The following is a 21,498-nucleotide window of genomic DNA, read 5'->3' on the forward strand; positions in this document are numbered from 1 at the left end:
TTGGGTATATATCAATGTGACAACGAATTGTTCTGGCGATATAATCCTGCTCTGCAGGTAGCTTGGAGGCGCGGTGCGTCATGGGTGGCAGCCATTCTGAGAGTGATCATGTAACCCTGGTCAGGGAAAAAGTGAGGCTCCTTGATGTTGTGTCCAAGAAGATCAAACTCATCAAAAGAGGCAGTAACCATTACGTGGGCCTATGCCCATTTCACTCAGAGAAGACTCCGTCATTTCACGTAAACTGCAGCAATGACATGTTCTACTGCTTCGGGTGCGGCGTTCATGGGGACGTAGTACAATTCGTTTCTGATATTGACGGACTGAGTTTTAGAGAGGCCATTGAATATTTAGCGCAGGTATACGGAGTGAGTTTGCCTGCGAAAGCTGGGAGGGGAGAGGCGGATTTCCTGTATGAGCTAATGGACTACGCAGCCCGCTGGTTTGTTGAGCAACTGTCAAAGTCACCCACAGCACTTTCGTATTTGAGGAGCAGGGGCATCGACGAGAAGACTATAAGAAAGTTCAGGTTGGGGTACGTTCCCGTGTCCGGAATCAAGACGTGTTTTGCGTCGTCCCAGATTAGTTTCGAGAAGGTGCGGGATGCAGGCCTGTTGACCAAGAACTTTCAGGACTGTTTATATAACAGGTTGGTGTTTCCCATATGCAGCGCCACGGGCAGGGTGATCGCGTTTGGTGGCAGATCTGTCAGTGATAAGCACTCTCCGAAATACTTAAACTCAGCGGAAAATGCGCTATTTAAAAAGCGAGAAAGTCTATATGGCCTGCACCTTGCACTAGCCGCTGCGAAGAAACTGGGCAGGATCATCGCGGTTGAGGGGTATATGGATGTGCTCATTCTCAGCCAGCTTGGGATAAGCAATGTTGTAGGGTTGCTAGGCACTGCCATGACGGAGGCGCATCTCAGGCACATGTGGGACATTGTGCCTGAGGTAGTGGTTTGGATGGATGGCGATGGTGCGGGGATGAATGCGTCTATGAAGATAGCCCATCTTGCCCTTTCTATAATAAAATCCGGCCATAGCATACGGTTTGTTACCTCTCCGCAGGGGAAAGACCCGTATGATGTCTGTGTAAATTTGGGCCCCGATACCGCCAAGGGTCTCGTTGAGCATGCAAAACTGCTTTCGGAATTCGTGTGGGACTATGAACTAGCCCGTGCGAACATTGCGTCTTCCGGCAAGGTGGTGCCAGAGCAGTGCATGGCCCTTGAGCAGAGAATTCGGGAATACACATCGGAGATTCGGGATGTGCACATAGCGAAGTACTACAAGAGTTTTTTTTACCAGCAAATCAAAGCGCTGCAGCGCGAACAATACAATGGGAGGGGTGCGCCACATGGAAGTGCGCGCGCCATAGAGCAGGGGCTCAGGTCCAGCAGACTCGGAGGCGTCTCTCTGCAGGCATGTGCCGGGGAAAATTACCAAATGCGGGTTATATACACCATTGTTGAGTGTCCAAGGCTCCTTTATGATGTAACGGTTTTTGAGCAGTTTGCCAGCCTTGACTTCGCTGACGATATGCGGCCGCTCCAACAGCACATAGTAGACATTAGAGAGGCACATGGTGGGGAGCTCTCTAAGGCAGATTTGATCGGGGAGTTGTGCTCTAGAAGGGCGGATTTTGAGCCAGCATTGCGTTCAATACAAGAAAAAATGTCGGCCATAGGGTGCGCCTTCGGAACAAAGGGTTGCTCTGATGCGGATGTGGAAAAGCGCGCTAGAAGGGAATGGGAGAAGCTGATGCTCTCAAGACAACTCAGCGAAATCCAGGAGCAGATAGTAAAACTGAGGCTAGAAGGGCGATATGATATCGCACTGAACCTTTCTGAGCACGCGAAGGAGGTGGATGATAGGCTCAGAAGCTTGTGGCGGTGCTAAAACATCTCTTTCCGGTGGGCGTACATTTGGGGCGCTTGGTGTGATGTCGATACCAAACCGCATACGCAGAATTCTCTCTTCCTTGGGAGTTAAGATTGACAGCACTTTCGTGGTTATCTCACACAGACCTGCCAGCACTGTGGTGCGTTGGCCGACACCAGACGCTAGAAAAAGCCGCGTAGCTTCCTAGCGCGGCTGGGGTGCCGCAATTTGCGCAGCGCTTTTGCCTCAATCTGCCGGATACGCTCCCTGGTGACGTTAAAGAGTTTCCCAACTTCTTCCAGTGTGTGATCTTTCCCTCCTTTGCCGATACCAAACCGCATACGGAGAATTCTCTCTTCCTTGGGCGTTAAGGTTGACAGCACTTTCGTGGTTATCTCACGCAAATCTGCCAGCACTGCTGCATTTTCCGGCTTCACAGCCCGTTTATCTTCTATACAATCGCCAAATGTGCTGCTATCGTCATCACCTATGGGGCTTTCAAGGCTTACAGGATCCTTTACGATTTTCATCACTTTGCGGATTTTCTCAACATTCATGCCGAGCCTAGTAGACAGCTCTTCCAATGTTGGCTCCCGACCGATCTCGTGCAACATCTGCCTCAATGTGCGGTTGATCTTATTTACGGTCTCAATCATGTGTACCGGTATCCTGATGGTACGGGCCTGGTCGGCTATCGCGCGTGTTATGGCTTGTCTGACCCACCAGGTGGCGTAGGTGGAGAATTTGTACCCGCGCTTGTAGTCAAACTTATCCACGGCCTTCATCAGCCCTATGTTACCCTCTTGTACGAGATCTAAGAACTGCAGGCCGCGATTGGAGTATTTTTTGGCAATCGATACGACAAGCCGCAGGTTTGCCTTGATCATCTCCTGCTTTGCCTTGTTGGCGGTCCTCTCATGTTTCTGGATCTTTGCGACTAAGGCTTTAAAGTTACCCGGGCTATCTTCCCCTGATAGCAAGCGCACCTTGTTTTGTATGTCCGTCAGGGTTTTCTTCTCTTTCTCAAGCAGGTTTTTCCACTCAGGAGAAGCATTGGCTTGCTCAAAGACTGTATTGTTGTTATATGCCTCGAGGAAACTTTTACGGTCTACTCCGTAACTCTCTACAAGCGACATGAGCGCCGCTTCCTCCGCCGCTATGGCCTTGCTGAGGTTATAGATCTGCTGGGTTACAGACAAAACCGCAGGATCACTGAGCTTCATCTGAGAGACAAGCTCCCAGATATTTTCATGTAGTGCATTATAGGCCTTCTTGTCGTACTTTCCTGAATCTCTTTTCTGCTTTTTCATCTCCAGGATTTTCTCTGCGGACTCTATAGTTGCATCCAAAATGGAAATCACCTTTGGTAAAAGTGCGCTCTCCATTTCCAAGATTGAAGCATTACCCGCTGAAGAGTCTTCCCCTTCATCTTCATCATCAGCTCCATCACCGCCCACATCACTATCTCCGGGTTCCGCCATCTCTTGCTCCCCGTATTCTCCTCCTTCCTCAAATTCCTGTCGAGGAGCACCCCCCCTATAATTTGCGTCCAGATCTATCAGGTCTCTGAGCATTACCTGCTGATTTACCAGGTCATCCCTCCATGACATAAAAGTGCGCAGTACCAGCGGAGCCTCGATCAGAGACCGCAACATATTAATTTTTTCCGACTTAATCCTCTTTGCGATTTCTATTTCCCCCTCTCTGGAGAGCAACTCTACCGAGCTCATTTCGCACAGGTACATGCGTATAGGATCATCAGTTTGGCCGAAATCTAAAGACCGCATTCCGGCCTCATCCTCTTCGTCTTTCGCTGCGTTTTCCTCAGAAACTACAGCGTCGGCCTCTTCTTCATCGCTCTGTTCTAGCACGCCTATTCCAGAGTCCTGCAGCAGGGATATGGTTTCATCGATGCTTTCAGAAGAAACGACGTCATCATCTGACAGCGCATCGCTTATGTCGTCAAAGGTAATTACTCCACCCTGCTTAATGCCTTTAGTTATGAGATTTTTGACAAGTTCTTTATCCATTACGAATCCCACAAAGGAAAACCAAACAATCAGCGGGCAATCCAAACGCAAGGGACACCCAAAAGAACCGCTAATCAGCGAAACGAAGGCCACGCCCTACACGCAGGGCACCAGCCAAAGCACAAGGCCAAGCACAGCGCCATTTCACCTCCGGCGAGAGCACAAAGCACACAATACTCTTGTAACAACGACACCAGCGGAGGTCCCTCCTACCATATATTTGGCACAGTGTCCAACAATTTGCGACCCCACATCACGCATTTCCGCTGGTTCCAAAGAACTCTAACAACTTTTCCCTTATCGCTACCGGGTCACTCATCGTATTAATCTGCGCCCTGAAATATGTGGCACCAGCATTGGAGACGCTATACCATCCAAGATGCTTCCTAAGAATCTTCACGCCTATGTCCTTCCCGTAGTAATCTACTGCACTATCGTAATGCTTTAGCACTATTCTAAGTTTTTCGTCCGCCGAAGGCTCAGGCAATGCCTCCCCTGTTTTCATAAAGTGCAGTGCCTGTTTTATGAGCCAAGGCTTGCCGTACGCCCCTCTGCCAATCATAACCCCGTCTGCACCGGAAAGACTTAACGCACTGGTTATGTCTTGAAGAGTGCGGATATCTCCATTTGCTATCACTGGTATCTTAACACAATCTTTCACGCACTTGATAAACTTCCAATCTGCAGTCCCGCTGAACATCTGGGTCCTGGTTCTCCCGTGTACTGTAACCATCTGTATACCAACGTCTTCAGCTATTTTTGCCAACCTGGGTGCGTTCAAATCTGTTGCACTCCAGCCCATACGCATCTTGACGGTCACGGGAATGGTCACCGCCTTTACCACGCTCTCCATTATTTTTGCAGCTTTCTCCTCGTCTTTCATAAGCGCGGAGCCGGCATGGCCGTCTACTATCTTTTTCACCGGGCAACCAAAATTGATATCTATCGACCTTGCGCCCATATCTTGGTTAATTTTTGCTGCTTCCGCCATAATCTCAGGCACGCATCCAGCCAACTGTACGGCAGTGTTTGCCCCAACGTCTGATTTTTGCAGACTTTGCCGCGTTTTTATTATCATAGCCCGACTGGCGATCATTTCAGAAACTAAAAGCCCTGCACCGAATTCCCCGACGATAGACCGAAAGGGCATGTCAGTAACGCCTGACATTGGCGCCAAAATTACTGGGCATTCAGATATAAGCTGTCTCATTGGCAATTTTATGAGCTGTGCGAGCTAGATGGTATCACCATAACCATGGATGTAGCAACACCGAACAAAACATCGTACGATGAGTGCTTAAGATTTTAATATTGACTTGTAGTTGTGGCCATGCTAGAGGTGGGCACATCCAGGAGTGCAGGGAGTAATGTCTAAGTACCAAATAAACGCTCCGGCGAAGATAAACCTGTTTCTCCACGTAGTGGGCAAGTCTACATCCGGATATCACGTTTTGGAGTCTGTTTTCGCCTTCATCAAGCTGTATGATACGCTCGAAATTGAAATTGGGTCAAAGAACAGGGGCGTGGAATTTGTGCAGTTTTCAGGAATAAGCAAGCACGATAACACCGTGCAGAGGGCTATAGGGCATCTGGTGAGGAGATGTGCTCCAGGTGTTGCCAAGAATGTATACGTTAAAGTTACCAAGAATATCCCCGTGTCTGCGGGGCTGGCTGGTGGCTCTGCCGATGCAGCGGCTATTATACGTCTACTTGGCAAAAATTGGGGTATTAGTGAAGCTGGTATGAACGGCGTTGCAGCATCTGTAGGGAGCGATGTTCCCGTGTGTTTACAGTCCAGAACGGCATTTGTTTGCGGAATGGGGGAGAATGTAAAACTCTTGCCACATGCCAGGCTGCCAAACTACGTCGTATTGGTGAGGCCGAATGATGTATACTTAAGCACTAGAAGCGTATTTGACGCCTATGCTTGCAAGGAATTTTCGAAGAGTATAGGTAACCCACCAGAGGCTTCTGACGGCTTGCTAAGCCTAGTTATGCAGTCTCGCAACGATCTGACTGACACTGCGATATTACTTGTACCTGAAGTGAAAAAAATCCTGGCAGAATTACAATCTTTGGGAGGCTGCATTCTTTCCAGGATGAGCGGCAGCGGGGCCACATGCTTTGCACTGTTTGAGGATGGCGAAGCCGCAAGCGATGGAGTGAGATACCTAAAAGGCCGGCACCCAGAATGGTGGGTGTACGAGACTGAAATCTCCCAGTAAACACCGGCCGGCGGCCGCAGCTGCTTCACACCTCATGCGATGACCTCACACGCGGCCACGCACCCCGGCCTTGAACTCCGATTTTGCCGCGAGCCCGGCCTAACCAGGCTCACGTGTCAAATACCTACTCAGCAGTTGACTGCTCACGCATCCACTGAGCGAGAGATGATCTCCAATCTACGAACTCCCGGCTGGGGCCTTCACCGTGCTCAGGAACGTCTGACGGTGGAAGCTCGTGTGCTTGATGTGCCAGGGATGACACCCAATCTGCAAATTGCCGACTACGGGTTTCCGCATACGCAGTAGACTCAGGCGACAACGGCTCATGCTCTTGCATTGAGCCAAGCGTTGATTCTTCTCCTAAAGTTTCCTGATCGGCAAAAAGTGCGCTGATAATGGCGTTGTAATAGTCCCCCAACACGGAAATGGCACACGCGCCCATTTCATAAATGGCATCTAGAACATAATGATAGTAAGATATTGTGACGGGGCTTCCTGGGTGTTGACATCACCAGCGTCTTGCAAGCCACCTTCCGCATTGATTAGGTTACCTTCCATACCGACTCCAAACTAGAACAGCCTCTCGGATTGTACATCCCGTTTCTTTTGCGCGCAAGTGTTGGCATAAAGGCCCCTGTAGCCGTAACTTGGGGTAGCTATGACGTATATGTGAAGATGCATGTCTTTTTCTGTGCAGTTCCTCGCCACGCACTCCAGAACTTCGCTGTTCCCGAGCCCCACATGCCGAGCAGAGTGTGCCCGCACTGACGGTTTTTTGTGCGATTATACAGGTTATCTTTTTTCGTGTAGCTCATTGCCACGCACTCCAGAACTTCGCTGTTCCCGAGCCCATATGCCGAGCAGGGTGTGCCTCGCACCGATGGCTTTTTGTGCGATTATACAGGTTATCTACGCGCTTTCACGTGCCGAAGAGAGATAACAATCCGGGGCTGATGAGCGGCGCTGTACGGGGCTAGGGCTTATCAATGGGTTTTTCTGGGGGCACAGCCGCACCAGTACGCAATGCTACCCACTCTAAAAATGCTGGACTGCACCTTTCGGCATCTACCGAAAATAGTGCAGGTATATCGTAGGGGTGTTGCTCTAAGATCCTATTGATCGCTTCTTCTCCGAGGCTTTTTACCGTCTTCATGACCGCCACGCATTCTTCGCCTGTGTGCATTTCTTCGTCCCACATGTACATTGACGTGACATTGCAGAATATGTTCACACACGCCACCACGCCGTCCCGCAAGAGAGATGAGCCAATTTTGTAAGCTGTGTCATAATCAGGGAACGTGGCATAAACGACAGACAATCCGTCTTCCATACTTAGCCGAAAAAACTAACCAGCAGGATTGTGCACCTTTGGCTCATCTATTGCAAGCAAGAGCCTCACTTACTTTTTGTAGTAACTGTTTTAGTGTGAACGGCTTTGATAAGAAAAACATCTCATCCAGATTTATGTTTTTGTGCTGATGAAAGATTTCCTCTGCATACCCTGATACGAACATTACCTTGACGTTTGGTTGTATTTTTAATATCTCAGCAACGGTCTCAGGTCCGCTGGTGCCCGGCATTACGACATCGCTTATTACTATATCTATGTGCGTGCTTTTTGCTGTCTCAATGGCTGCTTTGCCTGAATTTGTATCTATAACTCGAAATCCTCTCTTCGACAGCGCTTTGGATGTGAATGCCCGCACCGGGTCTTCGTCTTCTATTAAGAGGACGGAGGCTGAGTTGCCCCACTCTTGGCCCTCTTCAAGCATTAAGTGGCCCACTTCTGGAGGCTCGCTGGATAGTAAGTGCTCTTCAACCCTCTGGCCCTCAGCCAGATACACACGAGGCAGGAGTATCATGAATTTTGTGCCCTCTCCCACCTTGCTGTGGACGTAAACATACCCGCCTGTCTGTTTTACTATTCCATATACTGTAGATAGCCCCAGCCCGGTTCCGTAGGATTCGCTTTTTGTTGAAAAGAATGGGTCAAAAATCTTTTTGATAATTTGCTTATCCATACCATGGCCCGTATCAATAACCTCGAGCACTACGTACTCTCCGTGCTCCACCTGATCTTTGTCTGGGACGAACATGCCTTTAGGTATGGTGGATGCGTCAACTTGTAGGTTGTAGGTGCGCAAAGTCAACACCCCTCCAGAATTCATTGCTGACTTTGCATTCACCACCAGATTCACTATTACCTGCTCCAGTTGGCATAGATCCACCTTCACCAGGCCGATGTTTTTGTCATAATATATCTTCAGCTCTATATCCTCGCTGATCAGGCGCTTTATCATTTGTGATAGATCAGCCACTATGTTGTTAATATCGAGTATCTTGGGTTGCAAGGTCTGCTTCCTAGAGAAGGCCATAAGCTGCTTGATCAGGTTGGTTGCGCGATTGGCGTTCTGCTTGATTTGCATTATATCCCTAAAAGAAGGGTCAGTTGCCGGATGCTGTATGAGCAATAAGTCACAAAACCCAATGATGGCCGTCAAAATGTTGTTGAAATCGTGCGCAATGCCTCCCGCCAATTGACCGATCGCCTGCAATTTCTGCGATTGTTCCAACTGCGTTTCCAAGCTCTTTCTATCGGCGCTATCAGTGATGTAACACACGACCGATATTTCGTTGTTGTGCACCAGTTTGTTCATATATATTTTCACGTAAGTCTTGTTGCACAACTGCCCCTCTATAGACATATTATTGATCGCGCTGCCCTGCAGGTATTTTTTTATCTTTTTGTTATGTACGGATGTAACATGCTCAAATATGTACCCATGGTTCTGCCCATCTGTTAGCGCTTCGAAGGCCTTGTTGTATTTTATAATCTTGCCGTCCAAATCACACTGGGCCATGGCAATTGGGGCGTGAATGAAGCACGGATTCAACTGATAGTCTGTGAGGCTAAACTTTTTGGGAGTCAGCAACCCACATGTGTAACTATTATTACTTTTGTCGTAGAACACTTCTTGGGTTACATGAGCCTTGAACATAGTGCCGGTAGATGTGATAAACACCGCTTCGTCTTCCGCGGCGTCAGACTGATTTTTACTGAGAAAGTCAGAGAACAGTGTATGGCGTTTTATGGCTTCTAACTCGAAAATTCTCAAAAAATTCTCGTTTGCGGAGATAATTACTCCCTCCTGATTGAGTAGGTATGACCCTACTTTGTGCCTGTGCAACAGCCTCTCGTGCACCTCTTCTTTGGTGATCTTCATTGCCTTTAGGACAAAATAGTCCTGCGGCCTCGAGAGCGGGTTTAAGAGCAACCTAAACGTTGCCTCTTGCTCAACATCTACCTGCGGGTTGTCTGCGATCGGATCAAGAATTAGAGAGAAATTAGAGACAGAATTTTTCTTACTCACAGAAAAGTAAGTGCGCACCGGTGATTTGTTCTTCAACGCGCCGAGGAATCTCGCTATTTCATCTTCGCTCAGATTGCCCAATTTTAATATGCTGAAGAGGTTTAAAGGGCGTCTTCCCAGATTTTTGAATCTTGCATTGAATCTTGCATCTGAGTAGACCACGTTCCCGTTGCTTTTTAATATGAGACAAAACTCAGTGTCATGATTTAGCGCGTTTGCAAAAATCATGTTTTGATATTCTATAGTGGCGATTATCTTCGGGTATCGATTAAGCTTCTGCAAGATAACTAGCACGGTTGCGCTCGTGAATAAGCAGTTGAAAACCATACTTACGTATCCGTTCTCGATGCCGAATAAGTATATGCTAAAAACACATAGCAAAGGTAAGATCACAACCGTTGCGGCTTTGATCTTTGAGATCCCATAATCTCGTTCTACAAAATCGACCTTGTTATTTTGCTCGTTGTCGGTGTATCTCTTTTTCACCTAGAACCCCTATCATGCACTACGCCGAGGTGAAGATGGTAACGTGTGCGTACATACCGCAATTCAAACCTCCCGGGCCCATACAATAATACGTACCCGCGACAAAGGCAAATTGGATTTCACACCAACTGGAGATTGTTTGACACACATAGCACTAAGTAGCCAGGTTTATGGTCTTGCCACTGCAGCGGGTACACCACAACCTTTAGCGGCAATTGTGGTATTGTAGCAAAGCCGCAGGTACACGGCATGTAGTTTCCTGGCATACTCCGCGCTTGAGTTTGTGACACCCATGACGGTTCGGATCGACGCAGACGCGCCACCGCGGGCTCCTGAAGTAACTCTGTGCCACACGTTTGTACATCTCCGTAGCAAGCCCGAAAGGCCGCCCACTAGCGCCGGACCAGAGCTGCGGAGTAAGACCCTGCACACTTACGTCTGCCACGCCTGTGCCGGTTCGGAGCAGCACAGGCGTGCGCAACACGGAGGTGCTCTACTTTACCTCAGCTTTAGTGCAACCAATGTTCCTTCCTCAGTCGGAATCACAGAGGCGAGATAGTCCTGCTTATTGGACAGTCTCTCATTGAAGCGCCGCATGCTAGTGTGTGCACTTGCAGGGACTCCATCTGAGGGTGTATCACCAGACACTGTGCGATAGAGGAATACGTTATCGGCGACCAACAGCCCACCTTTCCTTACATTTACCTCAGCCCAGTCAAGATAATCACAGTAGCCGGACTCGTTCGCATCTATGAACATCATGTCGAATGGGGATTTGTCCTCCAAATCTTTTTTAAGTACGTGCAGCGCGTCTCCGCAAAGCACAGTGATCTTGTCCGCCATTCCGCATTTTGCGATGTTTTGCCTCGCCGCGGCGCAGTGTTGTTCATCCTTCTCTATGGTATATACGCGTCCCTCAGGAGGTAGAGCCCTCGCCATGCATATTGCTGAAAAGCCTACGCATGTTCCAACCTCTACTATGGACTTGGTTCCAGTAACTCGGATCAGAAACTGCAGCAACCGACCCTCAACGAATCCCACCTGTCCCTTTACCCACCTTTCGGGTGCCGACGCATGAACTGACAACGCATCACTATCGTCAATCCCAAAACACCTGTCGACATATTGCTCCAGCTGTGCACTGGATAAAACACTACGCATGACAGTACCTCATCGCAAAAAAACAGGCTCAGTGTACTGCTTTTAAAAAAAAACAACAGAGATAGGGTGATAAAATTGTCACTACTGCAAAAAAATGTGGTATGTGTCCATATTCATATGTTTGTCAAAGCCTATTTTGTGTTACCATGGCGCGTGTGGTTTATGCTGGCGACGAGTTGAATAGGAGTGTTGTCGAATGAGTGTTTGTACGCATTGTACAGCTGTAAAATATCTGAGGGTGTGTGATGTCTAGGGCCGATGCTGGTAGTGATGGGATGTCAGCCTTTGATGATCCTGCTTATAGAGAAAGGTATAGGGAGAAGTTTATTGAGGCCCAGAAGCGGGGCATGGATATGGTTGTGTATCCAGACGGGGCTATAGTGCTCATCGAGAACAAGATGGTGATGTACACTTACGGTTGGCACAAGAGACGTAGGGATTTTGAGCGCGTCAAGGCCGGGTCTATGTCTGCTGCGGTATCTAGAAAGAGGAGCAGTGTTACCAGAGATGTCCCTAGTGAGGCCAGTAGCACTGTGCAGTCTGATGAGGACGAGTACGCTTAACCTTGCCTGAGCGCTAGCCTGGAGTTGGCCTGAGCGTCTGCGCGGCGCCCCGAGTTACAGAGCGGTGGGGCTGCGCGTGGTTAGTGGCTGTGCCGCGGCCCTTCAATAATAATTTGCGGCACGCGGTCCGGTTCTAGGTTTCTGTAATTTGGACAGGGGTTGCGTACGCGCGCGTTCTGCTGTATAGCTCTCCTGCTTCTTTATGAGTTGTGTGATGTCTTTGATACTCTCGGTGGCGCAATTCAGGGTTTTTGAGCAAGGTTCTGCCGTGCCTGTTGAGGAATTGATTCTCAGGGCTGGGGCCGCCGTGGTTGAGGAGGTAGTTAGGTATTTTCCCAAAAGACCGGTTCTGGTTTTGTGTGGACCGGGCAATAACGGCAAAGATGGAGCAGTGGTTGCGGGTTTGCTTGAAAAAAGCGGGTGGCCGGTTAGAGTGCTCAGCTATCGCGGGGGAGCTAGGAGTGAGGGTTTACCTGCGTTGACTCCAGAAGGCTTCTCTATACACGAAGACGTGATCATAGATGCTATTTTTGGTATAGGGCTTTCTCGTCCTATGGATGAGGGTTTGCAAAAGATTGTGTCAAAAATAAATTCAAGCGGTAAATACGTCGTTGCCGTGGATATGCCGAGCGGCATAAATAGCGATACGGGGGAAGTGATGGGGGCCGCGATCAGGTCTGATCTTACAGTTACGTTTTCTTGCTTGAAGTTTGGGCACGTCATTTCCCCGGGTCGGTACCACGCGGGTGAGGTACGCATTAAGGACATAGGGTTGGAGGTTAATGGAGCTCAGGCCTTTCGTAATACTCCGGATTTGTGGAGGGCGCTAATTCCTAGGCCGGATTATAAATCACACAAGTACAATAGGGGATACGCGGCTGTATGCTCTGTGGGGGTGCGGTCTGTTGGGGCGGTAAAACTGGCGGCTCTGGCGGCTTTAAGGATAGGGTCCGGTGCGGTTGCTGTTGCCTGTGCTGATGAGGAGATTTGTCTGTATGCCAGTGCTCTGACTGCAGTGATGTATAAGCCATATGAGGAAGTGCTTAGTGATTCTAGGGTCACAACGTTATTGATCGGGCCGGGTGGCGACGTTCTTGATGATGCCTTGAGGTACAAGGTGCTTGTTGCGCTTAACTCTGGCAGAAAGTGCGTACTAGATGCTGGGGGCATATCTGTTTTTCAGAGTGATCCTAACATGCTACTATCGCGTATTGCCGGAGGGAATGTTGTGATGACCCCTCACGAAGGGGAGTTTAAGCGAGTATTTCCAAGTTTGAAAGGAAGCGTTGTCGAGAGGGCTAGAGATGCCGCGCGAATATCTGGGGCAATAATCGTGCTTAAGGGGCATGATACCGTAATTGCTCAGCCAGACGGAAGCGTGGTTGTAAACAACAACGCGCCCAGCTCTTTGGCTACTATTGGGAGTGGTGACGTGCTTGCAGGCATTATTACTGGACTTATCGCCGCGGGGATGCCAGAATTTGCTGCAGCGTGCTGCGGCGTGTGGATACACGGTGAATGCGGGAAGAGGTACGGGATCGGGCTTATCGCTGATGACATAATACAGCAGATTCCCAGGGAACTTAATCTTCTTGTCAATGGGGCAGCTTAGGTTTTGCGGGTTAGCGGTTGATACCTCACCTGTAGTCTACGTGTCGAAAATCCTTTCCAAGGACTTTATTTTATAATATTAGGTTGCTAGCTTCTGCTAGGGGCGGTTTTCTCATGTAGGTTTAGTGATGGGCGTGGTTATTGTAGAATCTCCTTCTAAGGCGAAGACTATTTCCAAGTATTTAGGGGGAAAGTACAAGGTAGTAGCTTCTTTTGGCCACGTTAGGGACTTCCCAGCAAAGAGTGGCTCTGTGGATCCCGATGATGACTTTCGTATGATTTACGAAATTATTCCCAAGTCGGAAAAGTACATAGATAAGATCGTCAAAACCGTAAGCTCGGAGAAGAGCGGCATATATCTGGCTACGGACCCCGATCGCGAAGGTGAGGCTATAGCTTGGCACATAGTTGAAGTATTGCGCGAACGCAGCGCAATTGGTGAAGATGTTGCGGTCAACAGGATGGTCTTCAATGAAGTGACCAAAAGGGCGGTTAATGCGGCCATAAATGATTGCCGGAGCATCAACATGGATTTGGTTCACGCACAACAGGCTCGTAGAGTCTTGGACTACCTGGTGGGCTTTACTCTTTCCCCTTTGCTGTGGAGGAAGCTTCCCGGTAGTAAGTCGGCCGGCAGAGTTCAGTCAGTGGCGCTGAGGCTGATTTGCGAGCGAGAGCACGAAATAGAGCAGTTTGATTCTAAGGAGTACTGGGATATTGAAGTACTGCTGAAAAATAATAGCGGCGAGAAGCTCACTGCAACATTAAAGCACTACAATGGGGAAAAGCTGGATAAATTTGCCATACCCGACGCTGACAGCGCTAATGCCATAGCTGAACATGTGCGAAATGGCACGTATCATGTCGCTTCTGTGGAGGCAAAACAGACCAAGCGCAATCCTTATCCCCCGTTTATCACATCTAGCTTGCAGCAGGAGGCCTCTACTAAGCTTGGCTTTTCGGCAAAAAACACCATGATGGTTGCCCAAAAGCTGTATGAGGGCGTGGATATTGGGGGGGAGACTGTCGGGTTGATAACATACATGCGTACCGATGGATTTTATATTTCCACTGAAGCGATATCTTACATTCGTGACACAATTAAGATGCAATTTGGTGATAAATATCTCACAAAGTCCCCGCGGCAGTATGTGAAGAAGGTAAAAAATGCCCAGGAAGCCCACGAGGCTATACGCCCCACTGATATTACTATGACTCCTGACAGTTTGGCAAAGTATCTTAGTGATGACCAACTGAAGCTGTATGACCTTATATGGAGGAGGACCATGGCCAGCCAGATGGAGTCTGCGGTGATTGATCAGGTTATTGTAGATATCCAGTCAAAGGATGGCTCCGTGGTTCTACATGCTGTCGGTTCCAGCCTGGGTTTTGATGGGTACCAGAAGGTATATGGTACCGATGACGACGACAAGCGTAAAATGCTGCCGCAACTCAAGGTGGGGGAGGCTTGTAATCTTGTAGAAGTGTCCCCCAACCAACATTTTACCCAGCCTCCTCCTAGGTACAGTGAGGCAAGCTTAGTCAAGAAGATGGAGGAAATCGGAATCGGCAGGCCATCTACCTACGCAGCGATTATTTCTGTTTTGCAGGAGCGGGGATATACGCAATTGGAGCAAAAGAAATTTGTTCCTAGCGAGAGGGGGAGGATAGTAAACGCGTTTCTGACCAATTTTTTCAGTCGTTACGTAGAATATGACTTTACCGCTAATCTTGAGGAAGAGCTGGACCTCATTTCAAACGGCAACATGGCCTGGAAAGAGGTACTGCGGCGGTTTTGGCACAAGTTTATTTCCGATGTAAGTACAGTGAAAGGTATTGAGGTAAGTGAAATATTGAAGTCTATTACCAAAGATCTGGAAGGGTACGCGTTTTCATCCAGTTCTGGTGAGGTAGTTGATAGATCTTGCCCCGGCTGTGGGGAAGGTGAGCTCATGCTAAACATCGGTAAGTATAAGGCGTTTTTGGGTTGCAATAGATATCCTGAGTGCAAATACACCAGGGGGATAGGCGGCGAATCTGGTGTCTGCAGAGATGAATTTCCTAAAGTTTTAGGCCTGGATGATGCAACCCAAGAAGAAATTGTTCTCAAGAATGGCCCGTATGGCGAATATTTACAACTTGGGGATAATGCTCAAGGGAAGCGTGTTGCTGTCCCACAGGGTATTCAGGAAATTACTTTAGATGTGGCAAAAAAACTCCTGTCCTTGCCCATAGTTTTGGGTAATTATCCTGACACTGCGCAGGATATAAAGCTCGGAACCGGGAGGTTTGGTCCGTACGTCCTGTATGGAGGCACATATTTTTCTGTGAAGGGCAGGGAGGACTTTTGGAATTTGACCCTAGAAGAGGCGGTTGACGTCATAAACAGCCAAGCGCAGAAGAAATCGAGGCTTTTAGGGCTGCACGACAATGGCAAGGAAATATACGTATGCAAAGGGAGGTATGGTTTCTACCTGAAGTGTGGTGACAAAAATGTTGCTATCAAAGGAAAAAGTGATGATATCACACTGGAAGAAGCCGTGTCTCTGCTGAATCAGAAAGCGTAGAGCGCGCCGTCCCGTGTATGAATGCGTATGCCGTTGGCTTACAGCGCTACGTGGACTATGCAGCGATTATTTTGTTTTGTGGGAGCAAGGTGGCCTCCGGGTCTGGAGGTGCATGAAGAAAATGTCCCAAAAGAGCTCTGCATCGGCCCGCGTACGGCGCTCATCCATTCCGCTGTCTCGGGCTCCAGACGATTCAGGTCAGCCGAACACCAGTGCCGGACGCTTAGTGTTTAAGAAATTTATCTATGAAAATTATGTTGTCCCGCACCGTATGTGCAGTATCCGTAGGTGGACACTCGGCAATGTCGTCGTTATCAGAATCGCCATCCATGCCGAACTCGAGGTTGCCGTACTGCTCTAAGTCTAGAGAAAAATTGGCTAACATGTCGACGTATTTTACCACAGCCCTAAAAGGCACCGTGATGCACTCTTCCTTGCCCTTGAAACTTAAGATGACTCTGAAATAATTATCGCTTACGCATAACTCGCGGAATTGATATTGAAGAACAATCGTCATATTCTCTGGATATTGTGCCCTCAAGTAGTCGGGCAGTACAACCCCGCTGCACCCAGTGAGGAACGAAATGGTAACGTGCACCTCTCCAGTAGAGGGTAGTTTGGACACAAAGTCCAGTGCCTCTCTTACTACGCTGCACATCGCAGCGTAAACCAGTCTCCGATAATCTACTAGATCACTCATTGAAACCTCGCACCAGAAAGCACCCGTGCAGCCAGCCAAACAAAGCGCTGCCTGCCGAGCAGCAGGATACCACAATCGTGCCAGAAAACAAGACGGAGATTAGCTAGGTGTAGCATGTAAACACACCTCCGCCCAAGAGTTGTTGCACATGCGCAATTGGCGGGGGCTTTTCTGTTGCCCGGTAAGCCCCCAAAACCGCGCTAAAGACAAAAACTAGGCAGCAGCTACGAAAGCTGTTTCCATGTTATCATTAGCGGCAACGAAATCATCGTTTGCACTTATAAAAATGACCCACTTATACGGCTGGAATTCCCACCGAGCAAACGCCGTCCTCTTTATTGCGTCTGTCTATCCTGTTTCATCCCCATACAAAGCAACAGTGGAGATGCCGAGCACTGCCCTCGGGTCCAAAACGCCTATTCCAAGAGGCCTTTATTGCCATAGTGAAACCACGGGCAGATTGTATTACCAATGGGCGCGGAAGTCAAGCACATGCTGCGAAACGCAAGAGGGGATGGTACCGCGAATTACAGAAACCTCCCAAACTCAACACGTGCACAAGCTCCCCGGGGTTGGATTCGAACCAACGACACACTGGTTAACAGCCAGCTGCTCTGCCACTGAGCTACCAGGGAACAATGTGAAGCGGGACCATAATACATTTTGTCCCCTCTGGTGTGCAACAAAAACTTACGCTGTGCGCCGCACATTTTCCATTACTTCAACATGGTAATCACGGGAGTTCGTATACGCGCCGTCCCACAACACCGTAAGGGTGAAAGTGTGCCTGATAGATATGGATGCTCATGCTAAAATTTGCAATCGTACACTACTGAATGCGGAGTATGTGGAATAGATACGTTAGCAAGACCCCACGCTAAGAAGCGCGCCAACGGCACGGACATTACTTGTGAATGAGTTTTAGCCTATAGTGAGGCAGCCGCGCGCCCATCTGCATAGCTAAGAGCCAACAAGGCAGCTCCTCCTGTGCACGTGTTCTCGATTGCAAAGCCGCATTCTCTTTACTGCCGGATAGGCGTCATCATTGGCGCGTAGCCAATTCCTGGCTTTATACGTGCAAAACAACAAAGGCTATGGCGTACTCGCCATCGTCGCTCAGCGAAAGCTCTACATTGTGTCCGACATCGCCACTTACAGCAATCCGCGGCTTTCCCAAAGCATCATTGAATACGGATACGCCCCGCATTTCTATTCCACGTCCGAACCCAAGCCCAACTGCCTTTACGTAGGCTTCTTTCGCTGCAAATCTTTTGGCGAAATGCCTGGCCACAGCGTGTGCATTTTTGTACTGCAGGGAATCACGTATTTCGACTTCGGAAAATGCCCTGGTAGTAAATCTGTTGCCGAACCTTTCCAGTAGTTGCTGCATCCTTCTTACAGATACCAAATCCACTCCTATGCCTACTATCACGCCTGCATCCTTGCAATCAAAGCGTCAACAGTACACTTTTCCGTTGCTCCGTTGGCGCGATTTTTCAATTCCACCACTTTGTCCTTCACGAAAGAATTGCCAATAATAACCTGCCAAGGCATCCCCAATAGGTCCATCCTTGCGAGCTTCACTCCGGGGCTGTCTGTGCTATCATCGTACAACGAGCTATCAGCAAGGGCGGCATATATGGTCTCCGCGGTTGTTTTGCAATCCTCATTTGTGGTCAGCAAGTTCACTATTCCCACTTTGAAAGGGGCTATAGATTCTGGCCATCTTATGCCTACATCATCATGGAATACTTCAATAATCGCTGCCACGAGCCTGGATATTCCTATTCCATAGCATCCCATCAGAGCGTGAGCGCTATTTCCATTTTTGTCGTGAAATTTCACGTTCATAGGGGCAGAATACCTATCTCCAAGGTAAAAAACGTGGGCGACCTCTATGCCTTTAGAAACTTGCAAATCGTTCGGGTCCACCCCACAATTTTGCGGATCGTGCGCATCTTCTGTTGCGGCATACACGCTTGCAATCTCCTCGGTAGTGCAGTAATCATTTTTGGAGAGGTCCAAGGCTTTTTTATCATGATACACAGTACTCTCGCCGGTAGGTACGAGCACGTGAAATTCGTGGCTGATGCTGCCCCCAATGGCCCCGCTATCAGCCTTTGCTGCGATGGGTACTAGTCCAAGGCGCCTGAAAATCCTAAAATATGCCGAAAACACGTTTTCGTATGACCTCATTGCGCCTTCAAAATCAACGTCAAAGCTGTAGGCGTCTTTCATCAGGAATTCCCTTCCGCGCATAATGCCATGTCGGGGACGCAACTCGTCACGAAATTTCCACTGTATTTGGTATAGATTAATTGGCAGATCGCGATAACTTTTCAGCGATGAACGCACTACGTCGGAGATGGCTTCCTCGTGCGTGGGGCCGAATACCATCTCTCTACCGCTGCGATCTTGCATGCGAAGCATCTCTGGCCCGTAAGAATCGTAACGCAGTGACTCACGCCACAGATCTGCGGGCTGCACAGACGGCATGAGGATTTCCAAAAAGCCGCTTGAATCCATTTCCTCCCGTACAATGTGCTCTATCGTCCTTAAGACCTTGAGCCCAAGAGGTAGCCACGTATATAGGCCTGAGGCGTTCTGCCTAACTAAACCGGCTCGTAGCGAATATTTGTGAGAAGCAACTACGACATCCGACGACACGTCCTTCATAGTCGGCACGTAGCACTCAGAAAGGCGCATAATTCATACCAGCTAACTTGCTCCCAGTACCATATACAGATGCTACAGTCAAGAAAATTAAGGCTGGTCGCCAGCTGCTAACACCCTTCCATAGGCGTTATTTGGGCAGCACATGCACGCTCATGCTTGTGGCTACGCTATTTGTGACGGGCTTGTCACGCACGCGAACTGCGCTAGTTGCCCTCAATGCGCGTACACAAGCCCCGCAACGGCTTACGCACACCCATGCATGCCGTGCCGCAGCGCGGGTGCTTCGCCATCTTCTAGTTGCGCAAAAAGTCTTCCATTATCAGCAATGCAGCCATAGCAGACCTGTATCTTTCGTAGTCATAAGTACGGACTTCAGAGCCCTCTATGCCGTTGCCATGGGGGGGCGGTGAAGCTAAATTGTTGTCGAGAGCATATATCGCAAGCGCCTCGGGATGATCTTGAAATAGTATGTTGCCATGCATATCCTCCAAGGCTTCTATAATACCATCGTCAGAATACCCAACTATCCTATAGCCCAGGGATTCTAGCTTCTGAATGTTTTCCTGGTCATTACTTACTACCCCACCATGCAAGTCTGGGAAAAACAGATAGGGCCAGCCGTCTCCGTCCAGGAGTGCGTGCTTGGAGACTATGCTCGCCAACTTACTGCCGGGTGCCACCCGCAACTTATGTAGGGCAGCGCCGCTACTATGTGGGTCATCCCCAGATACGGCATGAGACGCCGCCTGGTCTTTGTGTATCAGGTGCCACACCCTTACAACCTTGATACCCATCGCATGTACGATGCCCTGCAAGCCCCCGCACACAGCCATGAGCCTAATGTTTGAATTTTCACGCACTATCTCAGCAATTGCGGCGGTGACTAGCTGCCGATTAGGGGTAGGGGGGTAAGGTTCCGCGTCCAGGTTGTAGAAGTTGCCAGGTATAAACACTCGCGAAATCCCCTCCTTTTTCAGAAAATCTGCGACCTCACGCTTTATCTTGCCTGCCTCTAGCCCACGAACCTTCGACATATCTCCTGCGGCTTCCTTGAGGGATGCTTCTCTGATGCGCGCAAAGTCCACGATCGTGTTATAATCCACGCGCACAACGCGCGCCCCCATTTTTGTGAACATTTCAGCGATGTTGTGAGAGAAAGTGAGTTCTTCTGGGTAAGTTTCCTTTTCGGTTTGCAAGAACCCTACTGCTACTTTGCCTTCACTTCCCGATGTAGCGGCAGGAAGCGGTGAAATTGGCAGCGTTGCGGCGCAGCACAGCAACGCACAGAACACAATCCTAACAAGCATCGAAACAGTAATAGTATGACAACGGCTGGACATTCTCTCTCCCAATAGTACTCCAATGCAACAAAAACACTAAGGCAGAGAACGGAGAACAGGCGGAGCGTGGCCTGGGCTGGAATTGAACCAGCGCGCAAGGATTTTCAGTCCTCCGCTCTACCACTGAGCTACCAAGCCAGACAATGCTGCAAGCAACGCATTGTGGACAGTACGTAGCCCGCTCCTAACCATGCCATTATATGTGTTAATAGTTAACGTTCAAGGAAAATAAACTTCAAAAATATAGTGGATAATTTCTGCCTGAGTCAGATATAATCCCCTCGGTCGCCTATGTTTCGTGGAAGTTGTGGCAATAAGGCTAGGCATATATCCTGGGACTTTCGATCCCATAACATTTGGGCATATCGATATAATTAAAAGGGCCAGCAACCTGGTAGATGAGCTCGTTATTGCTGTTGCAAAAAGTGTGGTAAAGGAAACCATATTCTCTGCAGACATGCGTGCGGCCATGATAGGGCGTGAGATGCAGGCTCTTGGAATTAGTGCAAAGGTTGAAGTCTTCGATGGATTGCTGACCTACTTTGCTCAAAGTAGGGGTGCCCAGGTCATCATTCGCGGGTTAAGAGCAGTGTCTGACTTTGATTACGAGTTTCAAATGAGTTGGATAAATTACAAACTTGTTCCTGGGGTAGAGACTGTATTTTTGCCTGCCGCGAAAGATACTCAGTTTATTTCCTCAAGTTTTGTTAAGGAGGTCGCTCGTCTTAATGGGGATGTAAGCATGTTTGTGCCGGAAAACGTGAAGAAATACCTTTTAGAATTTTACTCCAAAACTCCCTGTGCCACTTAAACCCCTTGTCCCCGCTGGCAGAACGGGCTCAATGAAGGTGCTGCTACGCCGTTCCGGCCGGGAGTGTCCCGCGT

Annotated in this window: 16 protein-coding genes, 2 tRNA genes and 1 other RNA gene; 6 read left to right on the forward strand and 13 right to left on the reverse strand. The window is 48.9% G+C overall.

The genetic code is table 11. The features are described from left to right. Nucleotides 1–80: 80 nt before the first annotated feature. Nucleotides 81–1,901 (forward strand): DNA primase, encoded by a 1,821-nt coding sequence (gene dnaG, locus AMF_RS06865; RefSeq protein WP_010264140.1) that lies wholly within the window; start codon nt 81–83, stop codon nt 1,899–1,901. A gap of 164 nt (nt 1,902–2,065) precedes the next feature. Here dnaG and rpoD read toward each other — a convergent pair whose 3' ends face one another. Both rpoD and dusB read right to left on the reverse strand, forming a co-directional pair. Further along, nucleotides 2,066–3,913 (reverse strand): RNA polymerase sigma factor RpoD, encoded by a 1,848-nt coding sequence (gene rpoD, locus AMF_RS06870; protein WP_035017905.1) that lies wholly within the window; start codon nt 3,911–3,913, stop codon nt 2,066–2,068. 253 nt (nt 3,914–4,166) lie between these two features. After that, entirely contained in the window at nt 4,167–5,123 is a 957-nt protein-coding gene (gene dusB / locus AMF_RS06875) for a tRNA dihydrouridine synthase DusB (protein WP_181005425.1), read from the reverse strand. A 145-nt stretch (nt 5,124–5,268) separates the two neighbouring features. On the opposite strand from dusB, the gene AMF_RS06880 reads away from it, so the two are divergent. Next, nucleotides 5,269–6,138, forward strand: coding sequence for a 4-(cytidine 5'-diphospho)-2-C-methyl-D-erythritol kinase (locus tag AMF_RS06880; protein WP_011114301.1), 870 nt, complete (start codon nt 5,269–5,271; stop codon nt 6,136–6,138). Between the two features lie 124 nt (nt 6,139–6,262). On the opposite strand, the gene AMF_RS06885 is transcribed toward AMF_RS06880, so the two are convergent. The 4 genes from AMF_RS06885 to AMF_RS06905 all read right to left on the reverse strand — a co-directional run bounded on the left by AMF_RS06885 (nt 6,263) and on the right by AMF_RS06905 (nt 11,156). Continuing rightward, entirely contained in the window at nt 6,263–6,580 is a 318-nt protein-coding gene (locus AMF_RS06885; RefSeq protein ID WP_012658921.1) for a hypothetical protein, read from the reverse strand. A gap of 531 nt (nt 6,581–7,111) precedes the next feature. Then, the gene (cutA, locus tag AMF_RS06895) at nt 7,112–7,468 is read right to left on the reverse strand and encodes a divalent-cation tolerance protein CutA (protein WP_010264156.1); all 357 of its coding nucleotides are present in this window, start codon (nt 7,466–7,468) and stop codon (nt 7,112–7,114) included. 43 nt (nt 7,469–7,511) lie between these two features. Then, entirely contained in the window at nt 7,512–9,995 is a 2,484-nt protein-coding gene (locus tag AMF_RS06900) for a response regulator (RefSeq protein ID WP_010267450.1), read from the reverse strand. A 498-nt stretch (nt 9,996–10,493) separates the two neighbouring features. Beyond that, on the reverse strand, nt 10,494–11,156 hold the full coding sequence (locus tag AMF_RS06905; RefSeq protein WP_010267453.1) for an O-methyltransferase: 663 nt from the start codon (nt 11,154–11,156) through the stop codon (nt 10,494–10,496). Nucleotides 11,157–11,401: 245 nt separating this feature from the next. Between AMF_RS06905 and AMF_RS06910 the strand changes: the two genes are divergently transcribed. The 3 genes from AMF_RS06910 (at nt 11,402) to topA (ending at nt 15,897) form a co-directional block, all read left to right on the forward strand. Continuing rightward, entirely contained in the window at nt 11,402–11,719 is a 318-nt protein-coding gene (locus AMF_RS06910; protein ID WP_010264171.1) for a DUF2671 domain-containing protein, read from the forward strand. Between the two features lie 214 nt (nt 11,720–11,933). Then, on the forward strand, nt 11,934–13,331 hold the full coding sequence (locus AMF_RS06915; protein WP_010264174.1) for an NAD(P)H-hydrate dehydratase: 1,398 nt from the start codon (nt 11,934–11,936) through the stop codon (nt 13,329–13,331). Between the two features lie 127 nt (nt 13,332–13,458). Further along, nucleotides 13,459–15,897, forward strand: a complete 2,439-nt coding sequence (topA, locus tag AMF_RS06920; protein ID WP_010264176.1) for a type I DNA topoisomerase — start codon at nt 13,459–13,461, stop codon at nt 15,895–15,897. A 223-nt stretch (nt 15,898–16,120) separates the two neighbouring features. Here topA and AMF_RS06925 read toward each other — a convergent pair whose 3' ends face one another. The 7 genes from AMF_RS06925 to AMF_RS06950 all read right to left on the reverse strand — a co-directional run bounded on the left by AMF_RS06925 (nt 16,121) and on the right by AMF_RS06950 (nt 20,751). Continuing rightward, complete coding sequence (locus AMF_RS06925) at nt 16,121–16,597, reverse strand: ClpXP protease specificity-enhancing factor SspB (protein WP_010264180.1); 477 nt, start codon at nt 16,595–16,597, stop codon at nt 16,121–16,123. Nucleotides 16,598–16,755: 158 nt separating this feature from the next. Further along, nucleotides 16,756–17,089: a transfer-messenger RNA gene (gene ssrA, locus AMF_RS10235) on the reverse strand. Between the two features lie 70 nt (nt 17,090–17,159). After that, nucleotides 17,160–17,232: transfer RNA gene (locus AMF_RS06930), tRNA-Asn, on the reverse strand. A gap of 434 nt (nt 17,233–17,666) precedes the next feature. Continuing rightward, nucleotides 17,667–18,029, reverse strand: a complete 363-nt coding sequence (locus tag AMF_RS06935; protein ID WP_010264187.1) for a holo-[acyl-carrier-protein] synthase — start codon at nt 18,027–18,029, stop codon at nt 17,667–17,669. Next, on the reverse strand, nt 18,026–19,303 hold the full coding sequence (gene proS / locus AMF_RS06940) for a proline--tRNA ligase (protein ID WP_010264191.1): 1,278 nt from the start codon (nt 19,301–19,303) through the stop codon (nt 18,026–18,028). The genes AMF_RS06935 and proS overlap by 4 nt, the downstream gene beginning before the upstream one ends. 263 nt (nt 19,304–19,566) lie before the next feature. Then, nucleotides 19,567–20,580, reverse strand: a complete 1,014-nt coding sequence (locus AMF_RS06945; protein ID WP_010267459.1) for a gamma-glutamyl-gamma-aminobutyrate hydrolase family protein — start codon at nt 20,578–20,580, stop codon at nt 19,567–19,569. Between the two features lie 100 nt (nt 20,581–20,680). Further along, a tRNA-Phe gene (locus AMF_RS06950) sits at nt 20,681–20,751 on the reverse strand. Nucleotides 20,752–20,911: 160 nt separating this feature from the next. Here AMF_RS06950 and coaD point away from each other — a divergent pair. Next, nucleotides 20,912–21,424, forward strand: coding sequence for a pantetheine-phosphate adenylyltransferase (gene coaD / locus AMF_RS06955; RefSeq protein ID WP_010264198.1), 513 nt, complete (start codon nt 20,912–20,914; stop codon nt 21,422–21,424). Nucleotides 21,425–21,498: the final 74 nt, after the last annotated feature.

Origin of the sequence: Anaplasma marginale str. Florida, from assembly GCF_000020305.1 — a bacterium.
Taxonomy (GTDB): Bacteria; Pseudomonadota; Alphaproteobacteria; order Rickettsiales; family Anaplasmataceae; genus Anaplasma; species Anaplasma marginale.